The 25,863-nt window shown below is 68.1% G+C and carries 27 protein-coding genes; 16 read left to right on the top strand and 11 right to left on the bottom strand.

Going from position 1 to position 25,863, the window contains the following annotated elements:
- Nucleotides 1–124: 124 nt before the first annotated feature.
- The gene (locus tag AE618_RS15920) at nt 125–1,747 is read left to right on the top strand and encodes a peptide chain release factor 3 (protein WP_054210034.1); all 1,623 of its coding nucleotides are present in this window, start codon (nt 125–127) and stop codon (nt 1,745–1,747) included.
- Between the two features lie 159 nt (nt 1,748–1,906).
- Nucleotides 1,907–2,593 carry an OmpW/AlkL family protein gene (locus tag AE618_RS15925; protein WP_054210035.1) on the top strand — a complete coding sequence of 229 codons (687 nt, stop codon included), beginning with the start codon at nt 1,907–1,909 and terminating at the stop codon, nt 2,591–2,593.
- Nucleotides 2,594–2,656: 63 nt separating this feature from the next.
- On the opposite strand, the gene AE618_RS15930 is transcribed toward AE618_RS15925, so the two are convergent.
- Nucleotides 2,657–3,136, bottom strand: coding sequence for an Lrp/AsnC family transcriptional regulator (locus AE618_RS15930; RefSeq protein WP_082365307.1), 480 nt, complete (start codon nt 3,134–3,136; stop codon nt 2,657–2,659).
- A 185-nt stretch (nt 3,137–3,321) separates the two neighbouring features.
- On the opposite strand from AE618_RS15930, the gene AE618_RS15935 reads away from it, so the two are divergent.
- Together AE618_RS15935 and AE618_RS15940 are read left to right on the top strand one after the other, a co-directional pair.
- Nucleotides 3,322–3,843, top strand: coding sequence for a cysteine dioxygenase (locus AE618_RS15935; RefSeq protein ID WP_054210037.1), 522 nt, complete (start codon nt 3,322–3,324; stop codon nt 3,841–3,843).
- Between the two features lie 90 nt (nt 3,844–3,933).
- Complete coding sequence (locus AE618_RS15940) at nt 3,934–4,524, top strand: glycoside hydrolase family 19 protein (RefSeq protein ID WP_054210038.1); 591 nt, start codon at nt 3,934–3,936, stop codon at nt 4,522–4,524.
- 112 nt (nt 4,525–4,636) lie between these two features.
- Here the strand turns inward: AE618_RS15940 and AE618_RS15945 are convergent, their stop codons facing one another.
- Complete coding sequence (locus AE618_RS15945; RefSeq protein WP_054210039.1) at nt 4,637–5,791, bottom strand: trans-sulfuration enzyme family protein; 1,155 nt, start codon at nt 5,789–5,791, stop codon at nt 4,637–4,639.
- 136 nt (nt 5,792–5,927) lie between these two features.
- Here AE618_RS15945 and AE618_RS15950 point away from each other — a divergent pair, with 136 nt between their 5' ends.
- Complete coding sequence (locus AE618_RS15950; protein ID WP_082365308.1) at nt 5,928–6,434, top strand: Lrp/AsnC family transcriptional regulator; 507 nt, start codon at nt 5,928–5,930, stop codon at nt 6,432–6,434.
- Nucleotides 6,435–6,579: 145 nt separating this feature from the next.
- Complete coding sequence (locus AE618_RS15955; RefSeq protein WP_054210040.1) at nt 6,580–7,080, top strand: TspO/MBR family protein; 501 nt, start codon at nt 6,580–6,582, stop codon at nt 7,078–7,080.
- A gap of 15 nt (nt 7,081–7,095) precedes the next feature.
- On the opposite strand, the gene AE618_RS15960 is transcribed toward AE618_RS15955, so the two are convergent.
- The 3 genes from AE618_RS15960 to AE618_RS15970 form a co-directional block, all read right to left on the bottom strand.
- On the bottom strand, nt 7,096–7,470 hold the full coding sequence (locus tag AE618_RS15960) for a response regulator (RefSeq protein ID WP_054210041.1): 375 nt from the start codon (nt 7,468–7,470) through the stop codon (nt 7,096–7,098).
- Nucleotides 7,471–7,474: 4 nt separating this feature from the next.
- Nucleotides 7,475–8,035 carry a hypoxanthine phosphoribosyltransferase gene (gene hpt, locus AE618_RS15965; protein ID WP_054210114.1) on the bottom strand — a complete coding sequence of 187 codons (561 nt, stop codon included), beginning with the start codon at nt 8,033–8,035 and terminating at the stop codon, nt 7,475–7,477.
- A 163-nt stretch (nt 8,036–8,198) separates the two neighbouring features.
- A complete protein-coding gene (locus AE618_RS15970; protein WP_054210042.1) occupies nt 8,199–8,981 on the bottom strand; it encodes a zinc-ribbon domain-containing protein in 783 nt (260 codons plus the stop codon).
- A gap of 280 nt (nt 8,982–9,261) precedes the next feature.
- Between AE618_RS15970 and ftsE the strand changes: the two genes are divergently transcribed.
- The 5 genes from ftsE to AE618_RS15995 all read left to right on the top strand — a co-directional run bounded on the left by ftsE (nt 9,262) and on the right by AE618_RS15995 (nt 13,205).
- The gene (gene ftsE / locus AE618_RS15975) at nt 9,262–9,921 is read left to right on the top strand and encodes a cell division ATP-binding protein FtsE (protein WP_282568518.1); all 660 of its coding nucleotides are present in this window, start codon (nt 9,262–9,264) and stop codon (nt 9,919–9,921) included.
- Nucleotides 9,908–10,918, top strand: a complete 1,011-nt coding sequence (locus AE618_RS15980; RefSeq protein ID WP_248310897.1) for a cell division protein FtsX — start codon at nt 9,908–9,910, stop codon at nt 10,916–10,918. The genes ftsE and AE618_RS15980 overlap by 14 nt, the downstream gene beginning before the upstream one ends.
- A gap of 94 nt (nt 10,919–11,012) precedes the next feature.
- Nucleotides 11,013–11,831 (top strand): YdcF family protein, encoded by an 819-nt coding sequence (locus tag AE618_RS15985; RefSeq protein ID WP_156330304.1) that lies wholly within the window; start codon nt 11,013–11,015, stop codon nt 11,829–11,831.
- A gap of 50 nt (nt 11,832–11,881) precedes the next feature.
- Nucleotides 11,882–12,667 carry a lysophospholipid acyltransferase family protein gene (locus AE618_RS15990; protein ID WP_054210044.1) on the top strand — a complete coding sequence of 262 codons (786 nt, stop codon included), beginning with the start codon at nt 11,882–11,884 and terminating at the stop codon, nt 12,665–12,667.
- A gap of 85 nt (nt 12,668–12,752) precedes the next feature.
- Complete coding sequence (locus AE618_RS15995) at nt 12,753–13,205, top strand: hypothetical protein (protein ID WP_054210045.1); 453 nt, start codon at nt 12,753–12,755, stop codon at nt 13,203–13,205.
- A 131-nt stretch (nt 13,206–13,336) separates the two neighbouring features.
- On the opposite strand, the gene AE618_RS16000 is transcribed toward AE618_RS15995, so the two are convergent.
- The gene (locus AE618_RS16000) at nt 13,337–13,909 is read right to left on the bottom strand and encodes a gamma-glutamylcyclotransferase (RefSeq protein WP_054210046.1); all 573 of its coding nucleotides are present in this window, start codon (nt 13,907–13,909) and stop codon (nt 13,337–13,339) included.
- Nucleotides 13,910–14,039: 130 nt separating this feature from the next.
- On the opposite strand from AE618_RS16000, the gene AE618_RS16005 reads away from it, so the two are divergent.
- Nucleotides 14,040–15,092 carry a DUF2125 domain-containing protein gene (locus tag AE618_RS16005; protein ID WP_197280803.1) on the top strand — a complete coding sequence of 351 codons (1,053 nt, stop codon included), beginning with the start codon at nt 14,040–14,042 and terminating at the stop codon, nt 15,090–15,092.
- Nucleotides 15,093–15,322: 230 nt separating this feature from the next.
- Here AE618_RS16005 and rpoH read toward each other — a convergent pair whose 3' ends face one another.
- The 4 genes from rpoH to AE618_RS16025 all read right to left on the bottom strand — a co-directional run bounded on the left by rpoH (nt 15,323) and on the right by AE618_RS16025 (nt 21,270).
- Entirely contained in the window at nt 15,323–16,219 is an 897-nt protein-coding gene (rpoH, locus tag AE618_RS16010) for an RNA polymerase sigma factor RpoH (RefSeq protein WP_054210048.1), read from the bottom strand.
- A gap of 214 nt (nt 16,220–16,433) precedes the next feature.
- Nucleotides 16,434–17,477, bottom strand: a complete 1,044-nt coding sequence (locus AE618_RS16015) for an RluA family pseudouridine synthase (RefSeq protein ID WP_054210049.1) — start codon at nt 17,475–17,477, stop codon at nt 16,434–16,436.
- Between the two features lie 54 nt (nt 17,478–17,531).
- Nucleotides 17,532–19,229, bottom strand: coding sequence for a heme biosynthesis protein HemY (locus AE618_RS16020; protein ID WP_054210050.1), 1,698 nt, complete (start codon nt 19,227–19,229; stop codon nt 17,532–17,534).
- A 16-nt stretch (nt 19,230–19,245) separates the two neighbouring features.
- On the bottom strand, nt 19,246–21,270 hold the full coding sequence (locus AE618_RS16025; protein WP_054210051.1) for a uroporphyrinogen-III synthase: 2,025 nt from the start codon (nt 21,268–21,270) through the stop codon (nt 19,246–19,248).
- Between the two features lie 343 nt (nt 21,271–21,613).
- On the opposite strand from AE618_RS16025, the gene tsaD reads away from it, so the two are divergent.
- The 4 genes from tsaD to AE618_RS16045 all read left to right on the top strand — a co-directional run bounded on the left by tsaD (nt 21,614) and on the right by AE618_RS16045 (nt 24,527).
- Nucleotides 21,614–22,687, top strand: a complete 1,074-nt coding sequence (tsaD, locus tag AE618_RS16030) for a tRNA (adenosine(37)-N6)-threonylcarbamoyltransferase complex transferase subunit TsaD (protein ID WP_054210052.1) — start codon at nt 21,614–21,616, stop codon at nt 22,685–22,687.
- On the top strand, nt 22,684–23,682 hold the full coding sequence (locus AE618_RS16035; RefSeq protein WP_054210053.1) for an NAD(P)H-dependent glycerol-3-phosphate dehydrogenase: 999 nt from the start codon (nt 22,684–22,686) through the stop codon (nt 23,680–23,682). Before tsaD ends, AE618_RS16035 begins: the two co-directional genes overlap by 4 nt.
- 11 nt (nt 23,683–23,693) lie before the next feature.
- Nucleotides 23,694–24,026 (top strand): hypothetical protein, encoded by a 333-nt coding sequence (locus AE618_RS16040; protein ID WP_054210054.1) that lies wholly within the window; start codon nt 23,694–23,696, stop codon nt 24,024–24,026.
- 93 nt (nt 24,027–24,119) lie between these two features.
- Complete coding sequence (locus AE618_RS16045; RefSeq protein WP_054210055.1) at nt 24,120–24,527, top strand: EVE domain-containing protein; 408 nt, start codon at nt 24,120–24,122, stop codon at nt 24,525–24,527.
- A gap of 3 nt (nt 24,528–24,530) precedes the next feature.
- Here AE618_RS16045 and AE618_RS16050 read toward each other — a convergent pair whose 3' ends face one another.
- Nucleotides 24,531–25,658, bottom strand: coding sequence for a DUF2235 domain-containing protein (locus AE618_RS16050; protein ID WP_082365329.1), 1,128 nt, complete (start codon nt 25,656–25,658; stop codon nt 24,531–24,533).
- Nucleotides 25,659–25,863: the final 205 nt, after the last annotated feature.

A 25,863-nucleotide genomic window follows, 5' to 3' on the forward strand; every position in this document is an offset into this window, starting at 1 on the left:
CCCGTCCCGGCGCCATCATGCCCTCAAAGGGTTAAGGCCTGCTGACCCGGCCTGCTGGGTGGTGCGCCGTCCATCGCATCGACGCCGATTGACTTCACCGGCTCCATCCTGTTCTCAACCGTCCATGACCGACAGCCAGACCCTCGACGCGTCCGCGACGGCCGCCGCCCCCCATGCGCGCCGCCGCACCTTCGCGATCATCTCGCACCCCGACGCCGGCAAGACCACGCTGACCGAGAAGCTGCTCTATTTCGGCGGCGCGATTCAGCTCGCGGGCGAAGTCCGCGCCAAGGCCGGCCGCCGGCAGACGTCGTCCGACTGGATGAAGATCGAGCGCCAGCGCGGCATCTCGGTCGTCACCTCGGTGATGACCTTCGAATATGGCGGCCACGTCTTCAACCTGCTGGACACGCCAGGCCACGAGGACTTCTCGGAGGACACCTACCGCACGCTGACGGCGGTCGATTCGGCGGTGATGGTGATCGACGCCGCCAAGGGTATCGAGGCGCGCACCAAGAAGCTGTTCGAGGTCTGCCGGCTCCGCGACATCCCGATCGTCACCTTCATCAACAAGGTCGATCGCGAGACGCGCGACGTGTTCGACCTGATCAACGAGATCGAGACCACGCTGGCGCTCGACGTCGCGCCGATGACCTGGCCGGTCGGGCGCGGGCGCGAATTCGTCGGCACCTATGATCTCAAGGCCAATACCTTCCGCCGCAACCAGAAGGGCGACGAGAGCGCGCAGGACCTCGCGGTCTCCGGCCCCGACGACAAGCTCTTCGACGAGCTCCTGCCCAATGGCGCAGCCGATGTCTGGCGCGAGGAGGTCTTCCTGGCGAGCGAGGGCCTGAAGCCCTTCGACCTCGAATCCTTCCGCGAGGGCCATTTGACGCCGCTCTACTTCGGCGCGGCGCTGCGCGACTACGGCGTGCGCGACCTGATCGACGCGCTGGGTGCGCTGGCGCCGAGCCCGCGCGCCCAGATCGCCGACAAGCGCGCGATCCAGGCCGACGAGGCCAAGATGACCGGCTTCGTTTTCAAGATCCAGGCGAACATGGACCCCAACCACCGCGACCGCATCGCCTTCATGCGCGTCTGCTCGGGCAAGCTCTCGCGCGGCATGAAGGCCAAGCTCGTCCGCACCGGCAAGCCGATGCCGCTGAACGCGCCGCAGTTCTTCTTCGCCCGCGATCGCTCGATCGCGGAGGAAGCCTATGCCGGCGACATCGTCGGCCTGCCCAACCACGGCACCTTGCGCATCGGCGACACGCTGACCGAGGGCGAGGATGTGGTCTTCAAGGGCGTGCCGAGCTTCGCGCCGGAAATCCTGAGGCGCGTCAAGCTGAAGGACGCGATGAAGGCCAAGAAGCTGCGCGAGGCGCTGCAGCAGATGGCCGAGGAAGGCGTCGTCCAGATCTTCCTGCCCCATGACGGCGCGCCCGCCATCGTCGGCGTCGTCGGCGCGCTGCAGCTCGACGTGCTCAAGGAGCGCATGGATGTCGAGTATTCGCTTCCCGTTGATTTCGAGCCCTGCCAGTTCTCGATCGCGCGCTGGGTCTCCAGCGACGACAAGCTGGCCTTGCAGAAATTCGTCGGGCTGAAGCCGTCATCGATGGCCGACGATCTCGACGGCGACCCGGTCTTCATGGCGTCCAGCCAGTTCACGCTGAAATACGACGCCGAACGCGCGCCGGAGGTCACCTTCTCCGACATCAAGGACTACCAGAAGGTCGCCAAGGCCTGAATGACCCGATTCGACTGTGACGCGAATGTCACAGGCCGGCGCCAGCTCCACCGTTTTTGATCTCGATCAAATCAATGCGGACGCCATTGCGGCTGTTGAAGGACATGAGCTGCGGGCGCGCCCTCGCGCATCGCGCTCTCGATCCTTGGGGGCTTCGCCATGTCACGCACCATCCGTCTTTCCGTCTGCGCCGCACTGCTTGCCGGCACGGCCTTGACGTCGGCACAGGCCGCCGACCTGCCGTCCACCAAGAAGGCGCCGCTCGCGCCGATCCTGACCCAGTGGAGCCCGTGGATGATCCGCGGCCGCGCCCTCGTCGTGGTCCCGCAGGAGGACGCCAGGCTCAAGCTCGGCGGCGCCCCGATCGTCGGTGGGGACGTGAACATCTCGAACTCTGTCGTCCCCGAACTCGACATCAGCTACTTCTTCACCCAGAACATCGCCGTCGAACTCGTCCTCGGCGTGACCCCGCATAATGTGAAGGGCGCCGGCACGCTCGCAGGCACCCGCATCGGTTCCGCCTGGCTGCTGCCGCCGACCCTGATGCTGCAGTATCACTTCACCGGTCTTGGCGCCTTCAAGCCTTATGTCGGCGCCGGCGTGAACTACACCGTCTTCTTCAACGAGAAGGCCAAGGGCGGCTTCACCAGCTTCGACCTGCAGAACACCTTCGGCCTCGCCTTGCAGGTCGGCTTCGACTACATGCTCAACGAACATTGGGGCATCAACTTCGACGTGAAGAAGATCTTCCTCGAGCCCAAGGTGAAGGTCAACAACGGCCTCATCTCCGGCAAGGTCAAGATCGACCCCTGGCTGATCGGCACCGGCATCACCTATCGCTTCTGAACTGACGGTATGCGGCTGGGGGAGGAAGGGAGCGGTTCGCCGCTCCCTTTTTCGTGTCTGCCCTCAGCCCTGCCCGCTCGCGAATCCCAGAGGGATTTCAGTGGTGGACTTCAGCTCCTCCATCGCGAACATCGAGGTCACGTCGTTGAGGTCGATCCGCGAGATCAGCTTCTTGTAGAGCGCGTCATAGGCGGCGATATCCGACACGCAGGCCTTGAGCAGATAATCGATCTCGCCGCTCATCCGGTAGAAATCGACGATTTCGGGCAAATCATGCACGGCGGCGTGGAAGCGCTCCAGCCATTCCATCGAATGCCGCGCCGTCTTGACGGCGATGAAGACCGTCACGCCGGCCTGGAGCTTGGCGCGGTCGAGCAGCGCGACACGCTTGCGGATATAGCCCGCCGCCTCCAGCTTCTGCACCCGGCGCCAGCAGGGCGTTGACGACAGCCCGACCGCCTCGGCCAGTTCCGCCAGCGGCAGGCTGGCATCCGCCTGCAGCCGCGCCAGAATGCGGAGGTCGAAGGCGTCCAGCTTGGCCATGTGGCCCTCCATTCGATTCGGAATGCAAACACCGCCCGCGAGCCTATGGGCGCAATAATTTTCTAACTTTCTTGTTCAGATTGGCAATCGATTTCGCGTCCCGCCGATATGACGCCGAGATCGCAAACCGCTTTCGCGCCGCTCCGCTATCCTTGTCGGGTGATGAGGTCGAGGAGAGTGACGGTATGCAGGGGTTTTTGAACGAGGATCGGCGGGGCGCCGTCCTGCGCAGCCTGCGGACGGATGAAGGCACGCTCTCGCGCGACTATCTCGCCGCCGCCAGCGAGGTCCTGCGCGAACTCGTCGCGATGCCCGACCTCGTCCAGCGCCTGCCGCTCGAACGCAAAGCCGGCGGCTATACCCGCAACCTGCTTGCCGGCAACGATGCGGTCAGCGTCTGGGCGATCGTCTGGGCGGCAGGTGCGACCACCTGCATCCACGACCATCACTGCTCCTGCTGCTTCGGCGTCGTCAGCGGCACGGTGACGGAAACCGCGTATCGCGCCATCGACGCGAAGCGCGCCGTGCCGACCGAGGAGCAGGAACGCCAGGCCGGCTATGTCGCCTGCATGCTGCCCACGGGCCCCAACATTCACCGCATGCGCAATCTCGGCACCGGCGATGCGATCTCGATCCACATCTACGGCTTCGATCACGAGGCCCACGCCTCCTCGATCGAGACGCAGTATACCGCCATCGGCGGCTGAAACCGCTCCGCTCACGGGGACAAGCGCCAGCGCTTATCCCCGCATCTGCTCCCGCCGCGAAGATGGCCTCCTTTCGAGGAGGAACCATCCATGTCGATGCGAGGAAGCAGGGGGCCGACGGCGCCCGTCGCGCCGCCCTCCGGCCCGCTGGCCGTCACCGCGGACCGGCTGCGGCGGCTTGTACCCTCCGGCAAGCCGGCCATCATCGCGCCGATCGCGGAGAGCTTCGACCGGCTCGCGGCCCGCTACGACATCGCCACGCGCCTGCGCCTCTGTCATTTCCTCGCCCAGGCGGCGCATGAGAGCGACGGCTTCCACACGCTCACGGAATATGGCGGCCCGGCCTATTTCAAGCGCTATGACGGCCGCCGCGATCTCGGCAACACCATGCCCGGCGATGGCGCGCGCTATCATGGCCGCGGCATCTTCCAACTGCCCGGCCGCTTCAACTACCGCCGCTATGGCGCGCTGATCGGCGTCGATCTCGAACACGATCCCGACCGCGCGATGGAGCCTTCGATTTCGCTTGCCATCGCCTTCGCCTATTGGCGCGAGCGAGACATCAATGTCGCGGCCGACGCCGACGACGTCGTGCGAGTCACCAAGCTGATCAATGGCGGCCGCACGGGCCTAGCCAATCGCACGCGGCTGCTGGCCGTCGCGAAGACGATCTGGGTTTGACTTAAGGCCGTCATTCTCGGGCGGAGCGAAGCGCAGACCCGAGAATCTCTTAGACCAGCCTGCTGGTTTCCGAGATGGTCGGGTCGGGCCCGACCATGACGCGCTTGATGCCCTATGCGTGTCCCGCCTTCAGTGCCTGGTCCAGATCGGCATAGAGATCCTCGATATCCTCGATGCCGGTGGAGAGCCGTAGAAGGTCCGGCGGGCAGGGCGAGCCGGCGCCCTCGATCGAGGCGCGATGCTCGATCAAGCTCTCGACGCCACCGAGCGAGGTCGCGCGCTTGTAGAGCTCGACATGCGCCGCCGCCTTCACCGCTGCCGCCTCGCCGCCGACGACCTGGACAGAGAGCATGTAGCCGAAGCCGCCCTCCATCTGCCGCGCGGCGATGTCGTGGCCTGGATGCTGCGGCAGGCCGGGATAGAGCACGCGCGCCACCAGCGGATGGGCCGACAGCTTCTGCGCCAGCGTCATCGCCGAGGCGCTCTGGCGCTCCTGCCGGACATGCAGCGTGCGCATGCCGCGCATCAAAAGATAGGCCTCGAACGGCCCGAGAATCCCGCCCTGGCCCTTGCGCACGGTCTTGATGCGGTTCCAGAATTCGTCGTCCTCGCGGGCGCAGAGCGCGCCTGCGACGACGTCGGAATGGCCGTTCAGGACCTTGGTCGCGGCGTGCATGACGATGTCGGCACCCAGTTGCAGCGGGCGCGTATGGACCGGCGAAGCGCAGGTCGAATCGACCGCAAGCTTGGCGCCTGCCTTGTGGGCGATCTCGGCTGCGGCGGCGATGTCGGTGATCGTCCAGAGCGGGTTGGAGGGCGTCTCGGCCCAGACCAGCTTGGTCTTGCCGGGCTTCACGGCGGCGGCCAGCGCCGCCAGATCATCGGTTTCGACGAAATCGATGACGAGGCCCCAGCGCGTCGCCTCGGTCAGGAGCCAGGAGCGCAGCGCCCAGTACATCACCTTGGACGCCACGACATGGTCGCCCGGTGACAGCGCCTGGAACACGGCGGTGGCCGCAGCCATCCCCGAGCCGAACAGCAGCGCACCGGCCTTCGCCTGTTCCAGCATGGCCAGAACGCTCTCGGCCTCGCGCGTCGTCTCGTTGTCGGGCCGGCCATAGACGAAGCCGCCGGAATAGCCATTGTCCTCGTCGCGGATATAGGTCGTCGAGATATGGATCGGGGGCACCACGCCCTTGGTCGTCGGATCGATCTTGCCCATCGCCTGCGCGGCGAGGCTCCGCGGGCTCCAATTCTTGCTGCTCATGATCTCTCCAAATCGTCCTCGCCGGATGCGGCCATCCCGCCTGCACGAGCGGCCCCGAGCACTCTAGCGAAAGGCAGCGATTTTAATTGGCGTTTTTCACCGGAAGACGACTATTTCCGTCACGGAGAAATTCACTGTGACGAAAATCGCCACCCTCGACCGTTTCGATCATGCGCTGCTGGAGGAAATGCAGCGCGACAACCAGACTCCTGCGCGCATCCTGGCGGAGCGTGTCGGGCTGTCGCAGAGCGCGGTGCTGCGACGCCTGCGCCGGTTGCGGGCCGAAAAGATCATCACCGCCGATATCTCGATCGTGAACCCGGCGGTGCTCGGCGTACCCGTCACGATCCATGTGCTGATTTCGCTCGTGCGGGGTTCGCAGCTCGCCGACGAGTTCGCGCGCAAACTGGGCTCGCGGCCGGAGATTCGGCAAGCCTCCTATGTGACCGGAGGCGCGGATTTCGTCCTCCAGCTTCAGATGGAAAGCATGGAAGCCTATGCCGCCTTTGCGCGCGAGGTCTTTCACGACGATCCCAATGTCGCGTCGTTCTACACCTATGTCGCCATGCGCGAAGTGGTCGGGCCAAGGCAGAATGGCCGGGTTCGCGCCGCCGCGGTGGTCCGCCCTGGACGGCACAACTAGGCCGGCATACGCAAGGCCAGCGAACTCAAGTCGGCCATCCTCGGTCTCGGGAAAGTTCCGTATCCGAAGGCCTACCGTCCGGAGCCCCGTGCAACTCAGGCCCACCAGTCTTGCCGGCCAACCGGACCGGCATCATCTTCAGAACATGAAAACACTCCCGAGACAGCCGTCCGAACTCCGCTCTTCGCCCTGGGTGGCGTTGATATTTGCAATTCTACCCGTCGTCGCGGCATCGCTACTGGGCAGCGCGGCCACAGTCCCGCAGATACCGGGCTGGTATGCGGGCCTCGCCAAACCGCCTTTCAATCCGCCGAACTGGATCTTCGCGCCGGTCTGGACGACGCTTTTCGCAATGATGGCCTATGCAGTCTTTCGCATCCTCAGGCAGCCGCTCGACAAGCGCTGGGCGCTCGTCGCCTATCACATCCAGCTTGCGCTCAACCTCGCCTGGTCCTGCGTCTTCTTCGGCCTGAACAGTCCGCTCGGCGGCATCCTGGTCATCCTGCCGCTGCTGGCGATGATCCTCGTCACGATTGCGGCCTTCAGACCGATCGACCGGCTCGCGGCGCTGCTGCTCTGGCCCTATCTCGCTTGGGTCTCGTTCGCGACCCTGCTCAACGCCTCGATCTGGTGGCTGAATCGCTGAGGCCGCCGCCTGGCGTCAGCCGATCGAGCGCTCGATCACCTTCATCACCGTTTCCCTGAGATCGGCGATGGTGAAGGGCTTGGTCATCACCTCGGAGACGATCGCCTCGAGGCTGCGGGCGCGCTCGCGCTGTTCGGCATAGCCGGTCATCAGCATGATCGTCAGGTCGGGAAAGGCCTGCTTGGCGGCGAGCGCCAGCGCGATTCCGTCCATCAGCGGCATGCGGATATCGGTCAGCAACAGGTCGAAGCGTCCGCCCTCGGCGATCAGCATGTCAAGCGCCTCGGCACCGTCGGAGGCCGTCAGGCAGCTATGCCCGTCCAGCCCCAGCCCGCGCGCCACCAGCGTGCGCAGCGGTTCCTCGTCATCGACGACCAGAATGCGCGACATCGGCTCAGATCCCGGGCAGGCCGGCCTGGTCGGCCGTCTCGATGACGCCGACGAAGGGCAACTGCCTGTAGGCATGCGCGACGTCCATGCCGTAGCCGACGACGAAATAATCCGGGCATTCGAAGCCGACATAGTCGGCGGTGATGTTGACGGCGCGCTTGCCCGGCTTCTCCAGCAGCACGGCGGACGACACCTTCGCCGCCCCGCGCGCCGCCAGCAGGTCCTTGGCGAAGGCGAGCGTGCGACCCGATTCGAGGATGTCGTCGACGAGCAGCACCTCGCGCCCGCGCACATCGCTCTGCACGTCCCGAAGGATCTCGACTTGGCCCGACGATACGGTCGCGGCGCGATAGCTCGACAGATGCACGAACTCGACCTGCGGCGTCATCCCGACCCGGTGCATGGCGCGGATCAGATCGGCCACAAACATGAAACTGCCCTTGAGCACGGCCACCACGAGCAGATCCGCGGGCGCCGTCGCCGCGATGGCCTGCGCCATCTCCTCGTTGCGGCGCGCGATCGCGGCCTCGTCGTAAAGCACCCTGATGCGCCTGGGTTCGGGCATGGTCTCGTCGTCCTTTCGCGGCACGTCGCCGCCCGGCCTGTGAGAGCCGTGGGACATGGTGCGGTTCATTGGCGGGTTCGCCCTGTCAGCAGATTTAGAGCGCTTGACGGGAACTGGATAGGCCTTCACGCCGAAAGGGCATGTCAGCGTCAGGCGAAAAGCATCAATGCGTGCCGGCGGCGCCGACCGCCCCCGATGCGGCAAAGCGCACCAGCACGGTCTGACCGGTCGCGGGCGGCGCCGCGAGCCTGGCCCTGAAGCGCATCAGCTCGGATGGTTCCAGCTCGGCGCGCGGCGGGTCGGTCTTCCAGCTGTAGAGCGTCTGCCCGGCGCCATCCTTCACCGAGACCTCGATCGGCGGCACCGCCGTATTGACGCGGGCGATGTTGGTCACATCCCCCTCGACCACGAGGAAGCGGCCGCCGCTGTCCTCGATCAGGCCGCTCTCGATCGCGCCCAGCTTCAGGCCGCGGACGTTCACCGGAAGCCCGACCGCCTCAAAAACCGAGGCAAGTTGCGGCGCGCTGCGCACGGCGCGTTCGCGCTGCCAGACCAGGAGGCCGAGCAAGGCAAACCCGGCGAGCCCCAGCATGGCGGGGATGGCGGCGCCGGCGAGACGCGTCTTTGCGCCTTTCAAAGAGGGCTTGCGGCCGGAACGGCCGGTTCCCTGCTTGCGTGGCGCGGGGGCGGGCGCCGCGTCGATCTCGATGTCGTCGCCCTTCTCGGCCGCGACGGCCGAGACCTCCGCCTCGATCGCAGCCGCCTGCGCGAGCTCTTCGTTCAACAGCGCCTGCGTCTCTTCGGCGGTCGGAGCGTCCGGAAAGGCCTCGGGCATGACATGCCACAGCGTCTGGCAGCTCGCGCAACGGACCTTGCGGCCGTCGGGACCGAGCTTGGCCGCATCGAGTTCATATCGGCTGGCACAGGATGGGCAGACGATGAGCATGGCGGTCGCCGCAGGCTCCTTTGGCGTTGTGGAAGGCCCCGCATGAGCGGGCATCGTGGCTTGAGCCCTCACCGAGCCGGCAGCCGGTTCAGGTGCCGACGCCCGCTGCCGTGGAGGCCTGCTTCATTGGCGTGGTTTATGGTTAACGCCCCGTGAAGAACTCTGCACCATGCTCCGCATGCGCCGGCTTTCCGATCGGCGGCGCAAGAGGTGTAGGATCGGAGGCTTGAGATTCGCGGATCCTTCGGATTCGCGAGGTGCACGCGCAGGGACATCGAGATTGGTTCGGTTCGAAAATGTCGGCCTGCGATATGGCATGGGCCCGGAGGTGCTGAAGGACATCAACTTCAGCATCGAGCCGCGCTCGTTCCAGTATCTCACCGGGCCGTCCGGCGCCGGCAAGACGACCCTGATGCGCCTCATCCTGATGGCGCTGAAGCCGACGCGCGGCCTCGTCAACCTGTTCGGGCAGGACGTCTCGCGGCTGGACGCGGCGACGCTGACGGCCTTTCGCCGCCGCATGGGAGTGGTCTTCCAGGATTTCCGCCTGCTCGATCACCTGACCGTCTACGAGAATGTTTCGCTGCCGCTGCGCGTGCTCGGCAAGGAGGAGGCGAGCTACCGGGCGGAGGTCGTCGAGCTCCTGCGCTGGGTCGGCCTGGGCGAGCGCATGCATGCCGTGCCGCCCGTGCTGTCGGGCGGCGAGAAGCAGCGCGCCGCGATCGCACGCGCCCTGATCGGCCGCCCCGAATTGCTGCTGGCCGACGAGCCGACCGGCAATGTCGATCCAGGCCTTGGCCGCCGGCTGCTGCGCCTGTTCATGGAGCTGCAGTCGCTCGGCACTGCCGTCATCATCGCAACCCATGATCTTGGCCTGATGGAGCTCTACGACGCGCCGCGCCTCGTCCTCGCCGACGGCCATCTCCATGTCGATTCCTGACGCCATGTCGAATCAGGACGCCATGTCGGATCCAGGATCGGGCGACCTCGAATACGAGCCGCCAGAGCGGGCGCTGCCGAGCAATCTGCGGCGCGAGCAGCCGCTGGTCCCGGTCGATACGGTGGCCGGACGGGCGCTGATGGCGGTGATCGCGATCCTGACCTTCCTCGCGGCACTGAGCGCGGGCGCCGCCGTGCTCGCCGCCCGCGCCTCCGAGCAGTGGCGCGGCGCGGTCTCCAACGAAATGACGATCCAGATCCGACCCGATTCCCGCCGCGACATCGAGGCCGATATCGCCCGCGCCGTGACGATGGCTCAGGCCACGCAGGGCGTCGACAGCGTACGCGCCGTGCCGCGGGCCGAATCGGACAAGCTGCTCGAACCCTGGCTCGGCACCGGGCTCGATCTCGTCGAACTGCCGGTGCCCCGGCTGATCGTGCTGAGGCTCAGATCAGGGTCCGGCCCGGATCTTGCTGCCCTGAGTGCGGCGCTGCGGCGCGAGGTTCCGACCGCGATCCTCGACGATCACCGCCTCTGGGTCCGCAGGCTATCGACCATGGCGAGCACCATCATCCTGTCCGGCGCCGCAATCGTGCTGCTCGTGCTGGCGGCAGCCGCGCTCGCCGTCGCCTTCGCCACGCGCGGCGCCATGGCCGGCAGCCGCGACAGCGTCGAGGTCCTGCATCTCGTCGGTGCGGATGATGCTTTCATCGCGCGCGAATTCCAGAACCGCTTCGTCAGGCTCGGCCTCAGGGGCGGAGCCATCGGCGGGCTCGCCGCGATTTCCGTCATCGCCATCATGGGCTTCCTGTCCTCGCGCTGGAGCGCCGCACCCGAAGCCGAGCAGCTCCAGGCGATGTTCGGGGCCTTCGAAATCGGCTGGTCCGGCTATATCGCGGTCATTCTGGTGGCGATGGTGGTGGCCGCCATCTCAGGGCTCGTCTCGCGCTTCACCGTCAGGCATCATCTGCGCGTGCTGGCCTGGGGGGCGGCATGACCCGGCACGCACGGCAGCGGCTGACGCTTTCAGGCAGGGCAGCCCCATGCCCTGCCGTTCTTATGCCAGATTGCCGCTCTAGGCTGCGGATGTCATGGCGATGATCGGAACGAGGCACGAGCAAGTGGCCTATGCCGCGCGCGGCAAGATATCGACGCCCGTCGCTTCGGCGACGGTTGCTCCACGCCCACGCCCGAATGTCTGGCGCGCCGTCATGTGGGCCATGCTGCTCCTGCCCGGCGCCGCTGCGATCGTGCTGTGTCTCGGCTATGTCCGCTTCGCCTCGGGCATCGTCGGGCGCGAGCCGGTCGCCGTGCCCCGCACCGACGCGATCGTCGTTGTCACCGGCGGTTCGCAGCGTGTCGGTGACGCGATAGGCCTGCTCGGAGCCGATCGCGGTTCGCGCCTGCTCATATCGGGTGTCAACGAAAAGACCGGCCGCGAGGAGCTGGCCAAGCTCAACCCCTCGGCACGCGAGCTCCTCGCCTGCTGCGTCGATCTCGACTATCGCGCCCGCAACACCATCGGCAACGCCATCGAGGCGCGCCGCTGGCTGCGCAAGCACAGCTTCCGCTCGCTGCTCGTCGTGACCTCGAACTATCATATGCCGCGCGTCATCGCCGAATTCGCCCATGCCATGCCCGGCGTGCGGCTCGTGCCTCATCCGGTGGTGACGGACCAGATCGACACCAGCGGCTGGTGGAGCCGCTGGAGCACGATCAGGGTCCTCGTGCCCGAATACGGCAAATATCTCGCAGCCCGCTTGCGCAGCATGGTCGAGAGCGACCCGGAAACCTCCCGGCTTTCGATCATCATCGGCGGCCGCAAGCCGGTTTCGCAGAAGCCCGCGGAGCTGATGGGGCCGGAGCAGGAAAGACGCAGCCAGTTGAAAAACGGCCGCCACGACGGCTGACACCGTGCTCCGCGCTTGACGGCGGCGGGCCGGCGAGGTCTTTGCGCGCCATGCTGATCCTGCGCTCGCTCGTCTTCAACATCCTGTTCTATGTGAACCTGGCCCTCTGGCTGGTGCTGGCGGCGTTTCCCGCGCTGCTGCTGCCGCGCCGGGCCCTGCTTGCGGTCACCGTCGGCTGGGCCACGACCGCGCTCTGGTTGATGCGGGTGGTCGCCGGGACGACATACGAGATCCACGGGCGCGAGAACATTCCCCAGGGCGGCATCATCGTCGCGGCGAAGCACCAGTCCTTCTGGGAAACCTTCGTGCTGATGACGCTTTTCAAAGATCCGATCTTCATCCTGAAGCGCGAACTGATGCGGATCCCGTTCTTCGGCTGGTGCCTCTACAAGTTCCGGATGATCCCGGTCGATCGCGGCGGCAAGGCGCGTGCGCTCGCCCAGGTCACGCGCCGCGCCAAGATCGAACTGCGCGACAACCACCGCCAGCTCCTGATCTTCCCGGAGGGCACCCGCCGCCCGGCCGGAGCGCCGCCGGCTTACAAGTTCGGCGTCGCCCATCTCTATGGCGAATTGAAACTACCCTGCCTTCCGATCGCACTGAATTCCGGACTGTACTGGCCGCGCCGCAAATTCCTGCGCAGGCCCGGCACGATCCGCCTCGAAATCCTGCCGCCGATTGCGCCCGGACTGGACAAGGTGGCGTTCCAAGCCCTGTTGCAGGAGCGCATCGAGACCACCAGCGACCGGTTGCTGGCCCAGGGCCGCGCCGAACTCGCCCAGCTCGGTCTCGACCCGCTGGCCAACACTCCTGACACATCGCGGCAGCAGGCCTGATCCCCGCCGCTCAGAGAGCTACCTGCGGACCTTGACTTGAAGCCCGTTCGTTCTCATTTTGTTTTCAGAACAAAGGAGGAACGATATGGCTGCCCTCGCTTATCGCCACCACGATCTGCGCCAGAACGATCTCTTCGCGCAGGCCCCCATCTCACAGGGACGCTTTGCAGAGGACCTCTTTGCCGAGCAGGATGAAGCGCCGACGGCGCGCGAAATCCCGATGCGCAGCAGCGCTGGGCTGAGCGAGCGTCGCTTCACCGCCTGGCGCGGCCGCTCCGGCCAACGCTATGTCGCCTCGATCTTCGCGATCGGCGACGGACACGCGCTCGGCTTCACCGACGCCGTGCTGCTGGCGGTCTCGGCCGACCGGCGCATCCTGGCGGCGCGCGACAGCGGCCCCTTCGGCATCGAGGCCGCGCTGACCCGCTGGCAGCAATCGGTCGCAGCGGCCGGCGCCAGCGAGATCCACGTCCATCTCCTGGCCGAAGACGGCATCAGCCGCCGAGCCGCGCTGCTCGACCTGATGCCCGAGGTGTGAGCCCGGTATGCTTGGTTGCTCCGGCCTCATCGTCATTGCGAGCGCAGCGAAGCAATCCAGGGCCGCAGGGCCCGACGGCCCCTGGATTGCTTCGCTACGCTCGCAATGACGGCCAAGCCGTCGCGAGGGCGTTAAAGCTTCGGGCGCGGCGCTGCACCCGGCGCCAGCGCCTGTGCAAGCCCCGCCAGGACGGGATCGAAGATGCCCATCTTGCGCAGGGATTCGTCGGTCAGCAGGACATAATCGGGATTTTCGCCCGAGCTACCGCGGCCATGGCGCACCAGTTCGAGCTGCTGTTCGCGCGGCAGGCGCCCGGCATATTGCAGGTGCCGGCGGTCGGCGACATAGACCAGCGCCTTGACGTTGCGGCCATCTTCCAGACGCACCGGCATGTGGCGTTCGAGATAGACCGCCGTCGCCTGCTCGCGGGCCCGCAGGTACTCCACCGTCTCCTGCGCACGATCCGCCGCGACGCGGAAGGCCAGCCCCCGGCAGACGCCGCCGCGATCCAGGCCGAGGACGAGGCCGGGCCGCTCCGGCGTGCCGCGATGCACATGCGAGAAGATGCACAGCGAGCGGTGATAGCCGTGCAGGCGCGCAGGCACGCTCTCCTCGAAATCGAAACCCGGCCGCCAGATCAGCGATCCATAGCCGAAGACCCAGATCTCCGATGCGCCGAACTCGGATGTCTTTGCGTGGCTCATCCCTCGCGCATCCCATAATTTGGCCCTGTCGGCCTGCTTGATACCCGTTGCTGCCCGAAACGGTCGGCTGGCGTCCGTCCCAGGCGGGAGCTAACAATCTCCCTGCATCAGCGCAATGGACCGCCACCGCATGACCGATATCGCCCCCAGACGCCGCAGCAGCCGTGCCTGGCTCTATGCCCCCTTCATCGCGCTCGCCCTGGTCGCCGCCGCCTGGACCGGTTTCTGGTTCGTCGTGCGCGGCCGCGTCATCGACGCCGTCGATACGGCGCTGGCCAAGGAGGCAGGGCTCGGCCGCAGCTGGGACTGCACGAACCGTAGCGTCGGTGGCTTCCCCTTCCGGGTCGAACTGCGCTGCGGTGCGCTCTCGCTGTCCTCGGCGCGCTGGGGCGAGGCCGTTCGTGTCCAGACCGGCCCGGCACTGGCGGTCGGCCAGATCTACACGCCCAACCTCGTCATCGCGCAGATCACCGGCCCGCTGCAGGCGACGCTGCCCGAAGGCCGCAAGCTCGACCTCGCCTGGTCGCGCCTTGAGGCCAGCCTGACCCACAATGCCGGCGACCCTGAGCGGCTTTCGCTGGTGGTCGCCGACCCCAACGCCAGCCTCACCGCACCGGGGCTCAGCCCCGAGACCTGGCGGGCAACCTCGCTGGAGGCGCATCTGCGCCGCAACCCGACGCGGCCGGCGGCCGACCAGGCCGTCGATCTCGCCATCGCCGCCAAGGGCTCGGTCCTGCCTGCGCTCGATGCACTGATGGGCACGACAGAGCCTGGCGACGTCGACATCCAGGCGACGCTGACGCAGACCCAAGCCTTCAGGATCGGGCTCAATCCCGACGCGCTCGAAGCCTGGCGCAATGGCGCCGGGCAGATCGAACTCACCAAACTGGTCTCGATCAAAGGCCCGGCCCGCATCGAGGCGACCGGCCAGTTCCTGATCGACCAGACCCATCGCCCGGCCGGCCAGATCCAGGCCTCGCTGGCAGGAATCCGCCAGATTGCCGGCATCCCCGTCGGCGGCATCGCGGCCGGTCTCGGCGGCCTGCTCGGCGGCCGCCTGAGCGCGCAATTGCCCGGTGCAGCGCCCGGCCTCACCGCATTGCCGCCCGTGGTCCTGCGCGAGGGCCGCGTCTATCTCGGCCCGATCCGCCTGCCGCTCCAACCCCTGCCGGCGCTGTATTGAAGGGCGGGAACAACAACCCCACCGTCATCCCGGACAAGCCGCGAAGCGGCGCCGATCCGGGATCCATTCCGGAACGCCGATCGGAGAAGTTCCGGAATGGATCCCGGGTCTCCGCTGCGCTGCGCCCGGGATGACGGCGCGCTTTCGGATTGCCACCATCACAGGCGGGACGCCCAAGAAAAAGGGGCGCGGAAACCGCGCCCCTTAAACTCGACCAGAAGCTGAAGCCGTCAAGCCGCCGGCAAAGCCGCCCGCGGCGATTCAATCCGCACCAGCGCCTTCTTGACCGCGTCCTGCACCTTCTCGAAGGCACGCACCTCGATCTGGCGGACTCGTTCGCGCGACACGCCGAATTCCTCGGAGAGCTGCTCCAGCGTGATCGGGTCGTCGGCGAGGCGGCGCGCCTCGAAGATGCGGCGCTCGCGCGGGTTCAGCACGTCGAGCGCCTCGCGCAGCGCCGAATGGCGGTTGTCGGCTTCCTCGGAATCGGCGAGGCGGCGCTCCTGGCTTTCGCTGTCGTCGACCAGCCAGTCCTGCCATTCGCCCTCGCCGTCCTCGCGCAAAGGTGTGTTCAGCGATGAATCCCCGCCGAGGCGGCGGTTCATGTCGATCACGTCCTGCTCGTTGACGCCGAGCTTGGTGGCGATCACCTTGACCTGCTCGGGGCGCAGATCGCCCTCGCCCAGCGCCGAGATCTTGCTCTTGGCCTTGCGCAGGTTGAAGAACAGCTTCTTCTGGTTGGCGGTGGTGCCCATCTTCACCAGCGACCACGACCGCAGGATGTACTCCTGGATCGAGGCCTTGATCCACCACATCGCATAGGTCGCGAGCCGGAAGCCCTTGTCGGGCTCGAAGCGCTTGACCGCCTGCATCAGGCCGACATTGCCCTCGGAGACGACCTCGCCGATCGGCAGGCCGTAGCCGCGATAGCCCATGGCGATCTTGGCGACGAGCCGCAGATGCGAGGTGACGAGCTTGTGAGCCGCCTCGCGGTCGCCATGCTCCCGCCAGCGCTTGGCCAGCATGAATTCCTGATTCGGTTCCAGCATCGGGAACTTGCGAATCTCGTCGAGATAACGTGAAAGTCCACCCTCGGCGGACAGGACGGGCAGCGAGGCACTCGCCATGCTCGTTCTCCTTGTCGGGCTCCCGCTTCGCGGCAAACCCACCGCGCGATCAACCTTCGCGCAGGTTCGGATGTCATGACCAGACCCAACGCGGGAACCCTTCATAGGTTCGGGCCAGGCCGGTCATTAGCGGCGCCCCCTTGGCCATCCGCATCCGACAGTCAGTATATCCCAAGACAGATTGGCGGAAAGTGGGCAGGCAGGCCAGATCGGCTCACAGCCTCGCGAGCGCTTCTTGCAGATTTGCAAACTCGGCTGGCGGTTCGGATTCAAACAGCAGCTCCTCACCGGTGACCGGATGCTCGAAGCCGAGCACCGCGGCGTGCAGCGCCTGACGTCCGAGCGCGGTCAGCGCGTCACGCGCCGCCTCGGGCAGGCGGCTCGCCTTGGTGGCAAAGCCCGAGCCGTAGAGCGCGTCGCCGAGCAGCGGATGGCCGAGATGGCTCATATGCACGCGGATCTGGTGGGTGCGCCCTGTTTCCAGTCGGCACTCGACCAGGCTTGCCAGCGGCTCGGTCTCTTCAGTGCCCTTCAGCAATGGCGGATAGCGCTCGATCACGGTGAAATGCGTGATCGCCTCGCGCCCGCGCTCCTCGCCGACGACCATCATCTTCTCGCGGTTCTTGTTCGAGCGCTCGATCTGCGTGGTGATCGTACCGTGCGGGCGGCGCGGAAAGCCCCAGACGATCGCGAGATAGGCCCGTTGCAGCGGCCCGGTGCGGCCATGGTCTGCAAACTGCTTGGCCAGGCCCTGATGCGCCTTGTCGGTCTTGGCGACGACGAGCAGCCCGCTCGTATCCTTGTCGAGCCGGTGGACAATGCCGGGCCGGCGCACGCCGCCGATGCCTGACAGGCTCTCGCCGCAATGGGCGATCAGCGCGTTGACCAACGTGCCGTCCTCATGGCCGCCGGCGGGATGGACGACGAGCCCGGCCGGTTTGTCGATGACGATGAGATAATCATCCTCATAGACCACATCGAGCGGGATATCCTGCCCCACCGGATCGGGCGGCCTCGCGGCGGGGATGACCAGCGCGATTTCGTCGCCCTCGACGACCTTGCGCTTGCCGTCGGTGGCGACGACGCCGTTGAGGCGCACCCCACCATCCTTGATGACCTGCTGCAGCCGCGCCCGCGAGATCTCACTCGCCAGCATGGCGAGCGCCTTGTCGAGGCGTTCGCCAGCCTGCTCGGCGGCGACATGAAGGGTGGCGCCAGTGCCCGGCGGCACCGTGTCGGAAGCTGTCTCGGATGTCATGACGTTGCCTATAGGCCGGGCAGCCGTGAGCCGCACGCCTTTTCGCGCCCCGCCTCAGCCGAACAACCGGAACTTGCCCTTCTTGTCGTCGACCGGGGGCACCTCGTCGGGGCCCGGATCGTCGGGCGCATGTGCGACGGGGAAGATCACCGGCTTGAGGCGCCCGTCGAGGGCAGCCACCGCAACGGGTTCGGTCTGCGGCTTCTTCGGCTCCGGCTTTGTCTCGGCGACAGGGGCCGGCACAGGTGGGACGGCAGGCATGGGCTCCGGCGCGACCTGCGCCTCCTGCTTCGGCAGATCCACGACCGCGGCCGGCGCTGACGGGGCCGGCGCAGGGGGACCAGGAGGCGGCGCGACTGCCGCCGTGGCGGGGGCCTCGGGCGCGACAGGCTCGGCCCTCGCCTCGATCAGCGGCGTCGAATCCTCGAGATCCGCCAGAACGTCGTCGAGCCCCGGCGCATGGCTGCCGAGCGTCGCCGGCGGCACCGTCCAGACGAAGGCGTCGAGCCGGCCCGAAATCGGCGAGACTGGCATCCAGGTATCGGAGACGAGCCCGTCGGCGACCCAGGCCGCGTCGCGCGGTGCGCGCGTCGCCCGCGACAGCCATTCGCGAACGCGGCCGGCGGCCCCGTGCTCGGCCTCCTCGAGCTCCGCCATCAGCAGGCAGGCACGCACCGAGGCGCCACCGGCGAGCAGGGGTTTGAGCACATCGCGCGCCTTCTGGAAGTCGCGGGCATGGATCGCGGCGCCTGCCAGCGCCAGCACGCCTTCGGGGTCGGAGGGGCGCAGCTTCGCCAGCGACGTCGCCCGCGCCAGCCGGTCCTGCGCGCTGTCGCCGGGCCGGACATCGAGATAGGCCGCGGCGATATCGGGATGCGAGACCTCTTTCCAGGCGGCTTCCAGCAGCTTGACCGCCTTGCGGACGTCGCCGCGCTCGGCCAGCATCCGGCCCGCGAGAGCAGCCGCCGGCGTCAGGCCGGGCGCGAGCTTGGTCGCTTCCAGCGCGGCGGCCAGCGCCTTCTCGGGCTCGCTGCCGCGTGCCTCCAGCGCCTCGGCCGCGAGCAGCACGGCGCGCTGCCGCTTCGCATCGGCCTTGTCGGCAAGACGCAGCGCCGCGCGACGCTCGACGGCGGTACGGGCCGCCTGCCAGTCGCCGGCGCTGGTGTAGAAATCGAGCAGCGCGTCATTGGCCCAGGCGAGCGAGGGCGAGCGCCGCACGGCATCGTCGGCGAAGGCCCGCGCGGCGGCCATGTCGCCGCGGCGCTTGGCCTCGACGAACAGCCCGCGCAGGCCAAGCACCCGCGTCTCCGGCTTGTCGAGCATGGTCTTGAAGGCGGCTTCCGCCCGCCCGCGATCACCCGAAAGCTGGGCGGCCTGCGCCTCCAGCAGCAGGGTCAGCGGCTCGTCGCCGGCGAAGCGGCGCGCATCGACGGCGTGGCGGCCGGCGGCGATCGGATCGCCCGCGCCGATCGCGACCATGCCGCGCGAGACCGCCTCGAATCCGCGCGCCCGGCGCCTGGCACGCGAGGCGAAGCTGAAGGCCCCCGGCAGGCCGAAGACGAAACGCACCAGCCCCCAGGCCAGCATCGCCAGCATGGCGAGCACGACCACGCCGATGGCGGCGATGGCGACGGATGTCTCGATCCTGTAGCCCTGCCAGAGCACGGACACCTCGCCCGGCCGGTCGGCAAGCCAGACCGCACCAACGGCGAGCGCGGCGAAGACGGCGAGATAGAGCAGTACGCGAACCATGAACCTCTATCCTCCGTCAGCCGGCCACGCCGAGCGCGGCCACTGCATCCTGCGCGATTTTCGAGATCGCCGCATCCGCCGCCGCGCGCTTCTGCAGGGCGGCGCCGAAATCGGTGCTGGCGCGTCGCGCCGGCTCGGGCAGTTGCGCCCAAAGCGCAGCAGCCGCGACGATGTCGCCCTTGGCGATGGCGTTTTCGAGCCGGATCGGCAGCGTCGCGGGATCGCTGGCGCCGGTCTCGCCGATCGGCCGGATGCTGACGATGCGGCTGGCGAGCCCCAGCAGACGATCCTGCCAGCCAGCCGTGGCCGGCATGAGCTCGCGCGCGAACATCGCCCGATGCGTGCGCAACTGCGACAACAGCGCATCCTTCGTCGGCGCGCCCGATGTCGCGACCGCGTTCAGCGCCGCGAGTTGCTCGGGGGCGCCGCCGCCCTTGGCGAGCGCCGCGACATCACCGGCGAAGGGCGCGCCCGAGGCGAGCGCGGACTGGACGCGCTCGGCCAGCACGATCCGCACGGCGGCCAGCGCCTGCGGGCTCGGCGCAGCCGCGGCCTTCGCCAGGGTTTCGACCGTGCCGATGCGGGCCGCGGTGCGTTCGAGCTGCTGGCCGACGGCATTGGCGGCGGCTTCCGCGCGCTGCGCCTGTGCATTCAGCCCGGCCAGCGCGCTTGCGTCGGGCGCCCGCGCGCCTGCGACCTCATTGGCGCGCGCCGCCGCAGCCTGCGCGGTCGCTCCGGCCTTGGCAGCGGCGTCGGTTGCGGCCGCCGTCTTGCGGTCGAGGTCGGTCGCGGCGCTCTGCAGCGTGTCGAGGCGGCGCTGAAGCGCGGCGATCTGTTCTGGCGTGACGGCAGGCGTCGCGCGGCTCATCGCCAGCGTGACGAGACCCGCACCGACCACGCCGCCGACGAGGCCAGCCAAAGCGAGCGCCGGCAGGCGCGATTTTGCGGACTCGGGCGGCGGCGGCGCGGCGGGGGCCGGCTGCTCGCCCATCACAGGTTCCATGCCCGGAAGGGGCCCTGCCCCCGTCGTGCCCTTGAATTCCTGCGGCAAGGCCTCGGTCGGCAGCACAGCCTCGGGCGCAACCTCCGCGCCGGCCGGTGACGCGCCCGATTCGGTCGCCGGGCTGGACGGCTCCACGACCGGCGAGGCCTCGTCCCGGGCCGTCAATTCGATTGTCGGCGGGGTCCGGCCCGACCGGCGACGCGCCTTGCTGCCTTGCTTGTCGTCGGTATTGCCAAGCGGCGTCTCGGGATCGTTCATCGCATCCTTGTCCGTCTCGACGCCATCGGGCGCGACCGCGCCCTCTGTAACATCCGCATCGCGACGATTGCGAGCGGACACTTGGTCCAGCGCCGCCAGCAGCGCCGCCTCCTCGGGATACTCCGCCACCAGCACGGTGCTCGCGCCGGCCGAGATCAGCGGAGCCGCCACATCCGCCGAGAGCGCGACGTGGGTCACGTCCAGCAGCGCCTCGGTGAGCCCGGCATCGCGCGCCAGAGCCAGGCAGGTGCGCACCCCGCGCGCCGAATAATGCAGGGCGCCGTCGACGCCGCCCTGGCGCAGAGCCTCCTGCGCCTCCGGCGGGAAGACCGACAGGGCCTGCGCCTCATAGGCCTCCCAGAGCGCAACCTCGAAGCCCGCCTCCGTCAGCCTGCCACCCACATCCTCGTGCCGGTCGCGCCCGACGATCAGCAAGAGCCGAGCGGGAACAGCGAGATTGGTGCGGATCAGGCCGATCAGATCATCGCGGTTGCCGTCGGCGCTGCGCGCATCCGCGAAGCCGGCCTCGCGCACCTTGGCGGCCGTGCGCGCGCCCACCGTGAAGACCGGCAGGTCCCGGCATGCCGCCGGCAGGTCGGCAAGCGCGGGCACGGCGTTGCCGCTGGTCAGCACGATGGCCGAAAACGGCCCTTCGGGCGCCGACGCCGGCAGGCGCGCGACCGCAAACAACGGCGCCACGATCGCTTCATGCCCATGCGCGCTGATCGCGGCGGCGGTACGCTGCGCCTCGGGCGGAGGGCGGAACACGAAGATGCGCATGCGGTCTCCTCTCGTCTCAACCGGGCATGCCCATCAATCCTGCACGCTGCCGGCACGCGCAAGCCGGTGTCGGTCCGGGGGACCGCAGCCGAAGGCTCCGGTCACGCCGCACCTGTTGTCTCAATCATCGATGAGGGTGCCGGTTCCCGGCATCCTCCCGATCCACATCGCCTGACCTGGCATCGCCGACCTTGCATCCCCGCGATACCCACGGATCGCTCAGGCCCTTGGCCTTCTGCGCGCCGGCGCACTATACGAGAGAAATCCCGGCGCGACAGCGCTGGACCTTCTCCCGCCGGCCCATGGCCCCTTTCACCCGCAGCCGAGACCTTGTCGACCGATCATGCGTGTTTTGGGGATAGAGACGACTTGTGACGAGACCGCGGCCGCCATCGTGTCGGTCGAGCGCTCCGGCGAGGTCAAGATCCTGTCGAACGAGGTGCTGAGCCAGATCGCGGCGCACGCGGCCTTCGGCGGCGTCGTGCCCGAGATCGCCGCGCGCGCCCATGTCGAGGCGATCGATCGCGTCGTCGAGCGCGCCTTCGAGACCGCCGGCATGAAGCCAGGAGACATCGACGCGGTCGCGGCCGCCGCCGGCCCCGGCCTCGTCGGCGGCGTCATGGTCGGCCTGACCACCGCCAAGGCGATCGCTCTGGTCACCGGCCGCCCCTTCATCGCGATCAACCATCTCGAGGCCCATGCCCTGACGGCGCGGCTGACCGACGATCTCGCCTTTCCCTATCTGCTGCTGCTGGTCTCGGGCGGGCACACCCAGCTTCTCGCCGTGCGCGGCGTCGGCGACTACCTCAAGCTTGGCGGCACCATCGACGACGCCGTCGGCGAGGCCTTCGACAAGATCGCCAAGATGCTGGGCCTGCCCTATCCCGGCGGCCCTTCGGTGGAGAAGGAGGCGCTGAAGGGCGATCCCGAGCGCTTCGATTTCCCGCGCCCGATGCAGGGCCGGCCCAATCCCGACTTCTCGCTCTCGGGCCTCAAGACCGCCGTGCGGCTGGTGGCCGAGCGCATCGCGCCGCTCTCGGACCGTGACGTCGCCGATCTCTGCGCCTCCTTCCAGGCGGCGGTCGTCGATGTTCTGGTCGATCGCACCCGGGCGGGCCTGCGCGTCTGCAATGCCGCCGGCATCAGCCCCTCGACGCTGGTCGTGGCCGGCGGCGTCGCCGCCAACCAGCCGATCCGGCGCGGGCTGACGCGGCTCGCAACCGAGGCCGGCCTGCCGATGGTCGCGCCGCCGCTGCCGCTTTGCGGCGACAATGGCGCCATGATCGCCTGGGCCGGGATCGAGCGGCTGCGGCTCGGCATGGTCGACGACATGAGCGCGCTCGCCCGCCCGCGCTGGCCGCTAACCGAACTCCGGCCGCAGGACGCGGCGCCCGCCACGACCAGCGCGGCGGAATGACGAGCGCCCGTCATTTCGGCACGATCGGCGTCGTCGGCGCCGGTGCCTATGGCACGGCGCTGGCTCTGGCCGCCGCACGCGCCGGCCGCAACGTGCTGCTCTGGGCGCGCGATGGCGCAACTGTCGCGGCCATCGACGAAACCCGGATCGCCCCGCGCCTGCCCGGCGTCGCCCTGCCGGAGAGCGTGTCGGCCACCGCCGAGCTCGGCGCGCTCGCTGCCGCCGACGCCATCCTCGTGACCGTGCCGACGCAGAGCCTGCGGCAGGTCTGCGAGGGCCTGGCGCGGGCGCTGCCCGCCGGGCGGCCCGCGATCTCGGCCGCCAAGGGCATCGAGCAGACGACGGGCCTCTTCGCCACCCAGGTCGTCGCACAGGCCTGGCCGGGCTCGGTGCCGGCGATCCTGTCGGGCCCGAGCTTTGCGGCCGATATCGGGCGCGGCCTGCCGACCGCCGTGACGCTCGCTGCGGACGATGCCGAGCTGGCGCAGGCTCTGGCCGAGGCGCTGAGCTCGCCCGCTTTCCGCATCTATCACAGCGCCGATCCGCGCGGCGTCGAGATCGGCGGCGCGGCCAAGAACGTGCTCGCCATCGCCGCGGGCATCGCCATCGGCCTCGGCTACGGCGAAAGCGCGCGAGCCGCGCTGGTGGCGCGCGGCTTTGCCGAACTGCGCCGCTTCGGCGAAGCCCATGGCGCGCAGGGCGAGACCCTGATGGGGCTCTCGGGGCTGGGCGACGTCGTGCTGAGCTGCGCCTCGGCCCAGTCGCGCAACTTCGCCTTCGGACTGGCGTTGGGACAGGGACGCAGCGTGGCGGAGGCCTCCGGCGGGGCGCTGGCGGAAGGCGCCTTCACGGCATCCGTGCTGGCGCGGATGGCGAAGGCACGTGGCATCGAAATGCCGATCGCGGAAGCCGTCGCGGCCATCATCGCCGGCGGCAGCGGCGTGCGCGAGGCGGTCACGGGGCTGCTCGCGCGTCCGCTCCGTGCGGAACTGTAAGGGGAACGAACATGGCAGGCGACTGGTCGGATCTGACGAAGCGCGTCGCGAAGGGCATCGCCGAGGTCCGCAAGACCACGGGCTCGGAACTCGTCGCCGAGAGCATGCCGGTGGCGCTGGCGGGCCGCGTGCCGGCCGGCCCGGTGATCCAGCACCGTCGCCGCCGGGCGGAAGGCACGCATCGCTTCGTGCTGATCCTGCCCTTCGGCGAGGGCGAGGTCCGCGTCGAGCTCGAGCCGCAGGACTACGCCTCGCTGACGCGCGAGATGGTGCGCTTCTGGAACGAGCAGGGACCCGAGGCCTCGAAGCCGCCGGTGCCGCAGCAGGAGGCGAGTGGCGAATAGCGAGTGGCGATAACAGCCATCTTGCTTTTCCATTCGCCATTCGCCACTCGCTATTCGCTATTCGCCGTCTTCTTCCGATCATAGAGCGCACCCATGGCCCACTGGCTGATCAAATCAGAACCCTCGAAATGGTCCTGGGAGCAGCAGGTCGCGGCCGGGCCGAAGGGCACGCATTGGGACGGCGTCAAGAACCACACCGCCAAGCTCCATCTGATGGCGATGAAGCTTGGCGATCAGGTCTTCTTCTACCACTCCAATGAGGGCCTCGAGGTCGTCGGCATCGTCGAGGTCATCAAGGAAGCCTATAACTGGATCCCCGGCGAGCCCTGGGTGCTGGTCGACTTCAAGGCGGTGAAGCCGCTCCCCAAGCCGGTGACGCTGGCGCAGGTCAAGGCTGAGCCCAAGCTGGCGAAGATGTCTCTGGTGACCTCGTTTAGGCTGTCGGTCCAGCCCGTCGCCGACGACGAATGGGCTCTCGTCTGCAAGATGGGCGGCCTTTAGCCGCTACCAGGGAAAGCTGCTGAAGTCCGGGTGATCCCGGAGCGCTTGCGGGCGATAGGGGCGCCGCTCGTCGAGGATCTGGACCTCCGGCGCCTCGAAACGCGGCGGCACCGTCCCGAAGATCGGGCGTCCCCCCTGTGAAGGCCGGGGCGGGACGAAGCCCTCGCGCGTTCCCGGCGTGAACGGGATCCAGCCGCTTCTGAGCTGGTCGTGCTGCTGGCCGAGCGGGTCCGGCGCGAGCGAAGCGGGCAGCGCCGGATCGACGATGAGCGGCTGCGGGATCGCGGTCGCCTCCTTCAGCATCCAGTCCAGCGTGATGTCGGACAGGCCCATCTTCAGACCGTAGCCGCCGCCGACATCGGTATGGACGCCGGCGAACCAGACCTGCTTGATCCTGTCGGGGTTTTCCTCGTCCTCCTCCCAGAGTTCGGGCGCGAAGGTCTTGCGGTTCTCGTCGATGGCCAGCGCCTGGCGGCCATGGGGCACACCCTTGTGCAGCCGGTTGTTGTTGAAGCTGTGCCGCCCGAGCGTGAAGCTGTTCAGCCCCTTGACGCCCAGCGCCCGCACCGTGTCCCAGACGCCGACGAAGGTCGGCGGCAGTTCCTCCGAGCCGTAGCGCCTTCGGAACGCCGCGGCGGCCTCATGCCGCTTCGTTTCGTCGCGCTCCTGATAGACGCGCGTCACCGCCTCCTCGGCGATGGTACGGACATCGTGCGCGAGGCTGCGCTGCAACTCACTCCAGCGCGCGAGCTTGGGCAGGCCGGGCGGTACGCCGCACAGGCCGATGGCGCCGCCGAGGCTGCGGACCGTATAGGCGCCCCGGCTGAAGCCGAAGAGGAAGATCTGGTCGCCCGGCTCGTAGCTCAGCAGCAGCGCCGTGTAGCAGTCGACGATGTTGGTGGTGATGCCGTAGCCGGTGGCCTGCGACAGGATGTTGAGCGCACGCCGGACGAGCCCTGGCTCGTCACCATCAGGATGGGCGCCCAACCCAGGATCGTAGAAGCAGATCTGCCGCACGGGGTCGATGTCGCGCGTAGACTTGTAGAGCCGGTAGACATTGGTCCAGTTGATCGGGTTGTCGCCGCCGGCCTGTCCGGTTCCGTCGGAGAAGATGCAGATGTTTCGCGCCATGTTCGCCCCCTGTCGCATCCCGCAGGAAATCTAGCGCACCCCTGCCAAATATCAATCATAGGTTGTATTCCCAGGCACGGGGACAAGCTCCCTCTCCCCCGAAAGTGCGAGGCCGCGCGGCTTGCTGCGCCGCGCCATCGCCCTATGATGCCGGCAGCGAACAAGAGGCCCGGCCGCGATCGTCCGAACCATCGGAAGGCCCGCG

Origin of the sequence: Allobosea vaviloviae (assembly GCF_001298265.1) — a bacterium.
GTDB lineage: Bacteria > Pseudomonadota > Alphaproteobacteria > Rhizobiales > Beijerinckiaceae > Allobosea > Allobosea vaviloviae_B.